This window comes from Streptomyces niphimycinicus, assembly GCF_018883605.1.
Lineage (GTDB): Bacteria > Actinomycetota > Actinomycetes > Streptomycetales > Streptomycetaceae > Streptomyces > Streptomyces niphimycinicus.
This window is the reverse complement of sequence record NZ_JAHLEM010001037.1, coordinates 1-4,045: the sequence shown is the minus strand read 5'-3', so window position 1 is coordinate 4,045 and position 4,045 is coordinate 1. Positions and strand designations below refer to the sequence as shown.

At 67.5% G+C, this 4,045-nt stretch carries 3 protein-coding genes and 1 pseudogene; 3 read left to right on the top strand and 1 reads right to left on the bottom strand.

Annotated elements, in window-relative coordinates:
• Positions 1-1,147 precede the first annotated feature (1,147 nt).
• Together thmT and KN815_RS51770 are read left to right on the top strand one after the other, a co-directional pair.
• Positions 1,148-1,384, top strand: coding sequence for a 2-hydroxymuconate tautomerase (gene thmT, locus KN815_RS47295; protein ID WP_216347939.1), 237 nt, complete (start codon positions 1,148-1,150; stop codon positions 1,382-1,384).
• Positions 1,311-1,856 carry a carboxymuconolactone decarboxylase family protein gene (locus KN815_RS51770; RefSeq protein ID WP_301184712.1) on the top strand — a complete coding sequence of 182 codons (546 nt, stop codon included), beginning with the start codon at positions 1,311-1,313 and terminating at the stop codon, positions 1,854-1,856. The genes thmT and KN815_RS51770 overlap by 74 nt, the downstream gene beginning before the upstream one ends.
• A gap of 72 nt (positions 1,857-1,928) precedes the next feature.
• On the opposite strand, the gene KN815_RS47285 is transcribed toward KN815_RS51770, so the two are convergent.
• Positions 1,929-3,899 (bottom strand): FAD/NAD(P)-binding protein, encoded by a 1,971-nt coding sequence (locus KN815_RS47285; RefSeq protein WP_216347937.1) that lies wholly within the window; start codon positions 3,897-3,899, stop codon positions 1,929-1,931.
• A gap of 57 nt (positions 3,900-3,956) precedes the next feature.
• Between KN815_RS47285 and KN815_RS47280 the strand changes: the two are divergent.
• A pseudogene (locus tag KN815_RS47280) lies at positions 3,957-4,045 on the top strand (IS5/IS1182 family transposase); the annotation flags it as partial.

Below are 4,045 nucleotides of genomic sequence, written 5' to 3'. Positions count from 1 at the left end.
GCGCGCGGGTGTCCTGGTCGCCGTGGATAGCCTGCGTCAAGGCGCGGCAAAGCCCCTTGGCGTCTGCCGGCAGATAGGGCACTCCCAGGGCGTGAGCGCTGTATCCGGCTCTGGAGCGCCGTAGGGAGACTGTTTCCGGAGGCCGGGCCGGAAGAAAAAGTGTGCCAAGCGAGCGAAGATGAGGTCCCCGCTGGTGTGACCGCTTGGCGTGGTGGTCGACGACCACTGCTTACCTGCGTATCGCTCGAGTGCGGTGCTCTTGTCGTTGATGTATCCGGCCTGAGTGGCACGGGAGGCCGGACAGCCTGGGCGGCATCTGACCCAGCCCGATCGCTCCAGGAAAATTGAGGTCGTGGCTGGGTGCGTTGCGCGACAGTGAGCTGGTGCCGGAGCATCAAGATCTCGACGTCTTTCGCCGCACTTGACCGGGCCAGCAGCGCAAGCCATCGGAAGAGCTGGCACGCGAGCTGATAGATCAGACGTATCGCCACGACCCAGCATGATGCCGCACAGCACTCGCTGGCTTCCTGCGCTCTGGCAGATCCGAACCCGCAGGTCACCTCGGGTGACGCAGTTTCCGGCACCCACAGGGTAGGTCCACTTCCAGGCGATGAGTCGTGCGTGCCAGCGCAGGACCGACCGCGGAGAGATCAGCAAGGCCACTTGTGAACGCCGCTGCTTGCTGACGATCATCCGGTGCAGTGCTGCCATGACGGCCCGGTCGCTCCAGGAGAAGCGCGGCCGTGGCTGGACGCGTTGTGCGATGGCGAGTTGATGCCGGAGCATCAAAATCTCTGTGTCCTTCGAGGCATCCGAGCGGGCGAGCAGAGCAAGCCATCGGAAGGTCTGGCAGGCGAGCAGGTAGATCAGCCGTATCACCACGACCGGCATGGTGCCTCAGAACGGCTGGCTGCTCCTGAGGTCTGGCAGAACCGAACCAACAGGTCAGCCCCGGTGACATAATTCCCGGCACCCACACGGTCCTGCCCAGTCGCCGAATACCGCTGCGCGTACCGCGCCGCGGGCGCCTGGACACATGGTTCCGCTGCCGAGTTCTTGCACCAAAGTCGGATACCCGGCTGCCCTGCTTCGAAGGTAGAAATGGAGGTGATTGCCTTTGTCGGAACCGTCCTGGGAAGGGATTTGCATGCCTGTCATCTCTGTCGACATATTGCGCGGCCGGACCGAAGCACAAAAGGCCGCCCTGGCGCGTGAGCTCACCGACGCCTTCCAGCGCACCTGCGGGAGCTCGCGCGAACGCATCTACGTCATCATCCGCGACGTCCCGACGGAGAACTGGGCGATCGGCGGTGAGATGTGCACGAACCTTCCCGCCCCCGCCCCCGCCCTTGCCCCCGAGCCCCCGTCTTCCGCAGCGCATTGACCGGACCGTCCATGCACGCCGAATCGTCAACGCCCGAGCCGTCCGTGCTCGAACCGACCCTTCCCGAGCCGTCCATGGCCGAACGGTACGCGGAAGGCGACCGTATCCGCAGGTAGGTGCTGGGCGACGAGCACATCAACTCCCTGCGCTGAGCCACTGGCCCCCGGCGAAATCCCTGCTCGACCTGATCACGACGTACCCCTTGGGTTCGGTCTGGGCACGCGAGGGTCTGGACCGCCGGACACGCAGCCTCCTCAACCTCGCCCTCCTCACCGCCTTGAACCGGCTCGAAGAGCTGCGCCTCAACAGCCACGGTGCCCTGCGCAACGGGTGTTCCGACGAAGAAATGGCCGAAGTGACCCTGCAATGCGCCGCTTACGCCGGTGCTCCGGCCGGCATCGCGCTGATGAAGGCGATCCATGAGGTCCGCAACGTCCACGAGGTCCGTGACGCCCTTGAGGCCCACGACTGAGGCCCACGGCAGCGGGCCGGAGCAAAGCTGACCGGCCCCCATGCCTCTTGTCCCGCCTGTCCGGCGGCCTCGTCAACGTACGGGCGCCGTCAGCTCCGCGTCCCGCCCGGCAGAGCCCGCGGTCCCGGCGAGCCGGCTCATGCCCTGCTTGAGGCAGGACCGGGCGATCGAGTCGCCCTGGAGCAGCGTGCGGGAGTTGACGTGCGGCCGGGCGCCGATCGCGGTGACCCACTGCACCGACTCCACCGGAGGACCGTAGGAGAATCGGGCCGGGTGGGGAACGCCCCGGCCGTCGATGACCTGGAAGGTCACATCCGTGACGTCCAGACCGCCCGTCTCGTAGCCGGCGCCTGCCGCGTCGGGGATGAAGTGGGCCCGGCATCCGCCCGCGGTGCGCAGCGACGCCAGCAGCGGGTCGGTGGTCCGGCGCACGTCGGTCGTCGGCAGGTGAGCCTCGACGAGCGCCGTCACACGACGCGGCGCGCCCGGCACCTGGGGCGAGCCGACTAAGAAGGCGCCGGACTCCTCGTCCGCCGTCATCCTCATACGCGGGCCGAGCACCTGGACGACCCCCGCCTCGACCAGGGCGCGGAGCTCCCGGACGCGCGTGGCCGGCGGCCCGCTGGCGGCGTAGTTGTTCAAGCTGCTGAACCAGTGGTCGATGTGGTCCCGGTAGGAAGCACCGCTCAGGCCCCGGTGGGAGATGACCTGCCGCACCTCGTCGCGCAGGTCTCGCATGACCGCGGCGGCAGCCTTGATGGCGCTGACGGCCGGGCCCAGATCGGAGTGCCGCAGATCCTCATCGAGGATGCCAAGGATCCACGCGCGGTAATCGGCGGAGTCGGTGAACTCCCTCCGGTCCGCTGGACGGTCGAGCGCCTCCCAGTTCCAGCGTAGCTCCGGATCGGGCACCAGGTTGCTCAGGAGCGCCTCCATCTCGGGGGATCCCCAGGCGTGCCGCGGATACTCAGCCAGCAGCCGGGCGTGCCCGGTCGGGTCATCGGCCTGCAACAGCACCTTGTAGTAGTTCCAGGCGACCTCCTTCGCCACGAGGGGGAACAGGTCACGCATGAAGTCGGTGCGACCGGTGCCCGCCGGGCCCCTCAGCCGGGCGATCTCGTCTGCGGACAGGAACGTCGCCCGGTAGCGGGGCACGATCTCCTGACGGATCTCCGCCCGCGCGCGATACGGCACACCGCGCCCCGAACCGGCGTGGATCACCGGCTCGTTGCCGCTCGGCAGATAGGTCAGCCGGCCGTCGGAACCGGGGACGAAACGCCCGCCCCTGCCCTCGGTGAGCAAGATCATGTAGTCATAGAAATTCAGCCCGAGTCCCCGCAGAGCGACGGGCTGACCCGCACCGATCGGCGCCAGGTCCGCCTCCCCCGGGCTGCTCGGCGGCACATAGTGCAGACCGTGGCGGGAGGCGAAACCGGCGAGATCACGCTGCCTGTCCGTGGGCTCGACGTCGTAGTGGCCTTGCGCGAGGATCACCGCATCGACCGCCAGCGGCAGGTCCTGTCCTTCCAGCGACACCTGCTGCATGCCGTCTGCGGACTCGGTGAGCGAGGTAGCCCGCGTCCGGTGCACCTGGATCCTGACTCCGGACGGCGCGTTGTGCATGATGTGGGCGAAGGCCCAGCCGAGGTATTCCCCCTGAAAGGCCCGTGAGGCGTACGACCACGGTTCCATCACCGCGGCCTCGGCCTTCGCCTGATCGGTCACATCGGTGACCTCGCCCGCGGCGACCATGCGCGCCCACTGGTACTGCGTGGGCCCGAACGTCAGCGGGCCCTCACAGGTAACGGTGTCGTCCGTGAACACGGTCACGTCCCCGGCGACGGTGTTCATCAGCAGTCGGCGCGACTGGCCGAGCTGCCACACCCGCCCGCCTCCCGCTGGGTAGGGATCGACGACATGCACTTCCACCCGTTTGTCCCCCGCGATTTCAGGGGCATTGGCGCAGATGCGCTCCAGCGCCACGGTCCCTCTCGGCCCGGCACCGACAATGCAGATGCGTACGCTTTCCGCTTCCGTTGACATATCAGTTCTCCTAAGAGCTGTCCCGCAACTGCTGGTCACGGGTGAGATGATCTTGCTGTGTCTGGTGTGATCACGGCGTCGGAGCCGTCCTGGATAGCCCCGTTCACCGGGCTGAGCCCGCGTCAGTTCGGCAAGCTCATCACCGC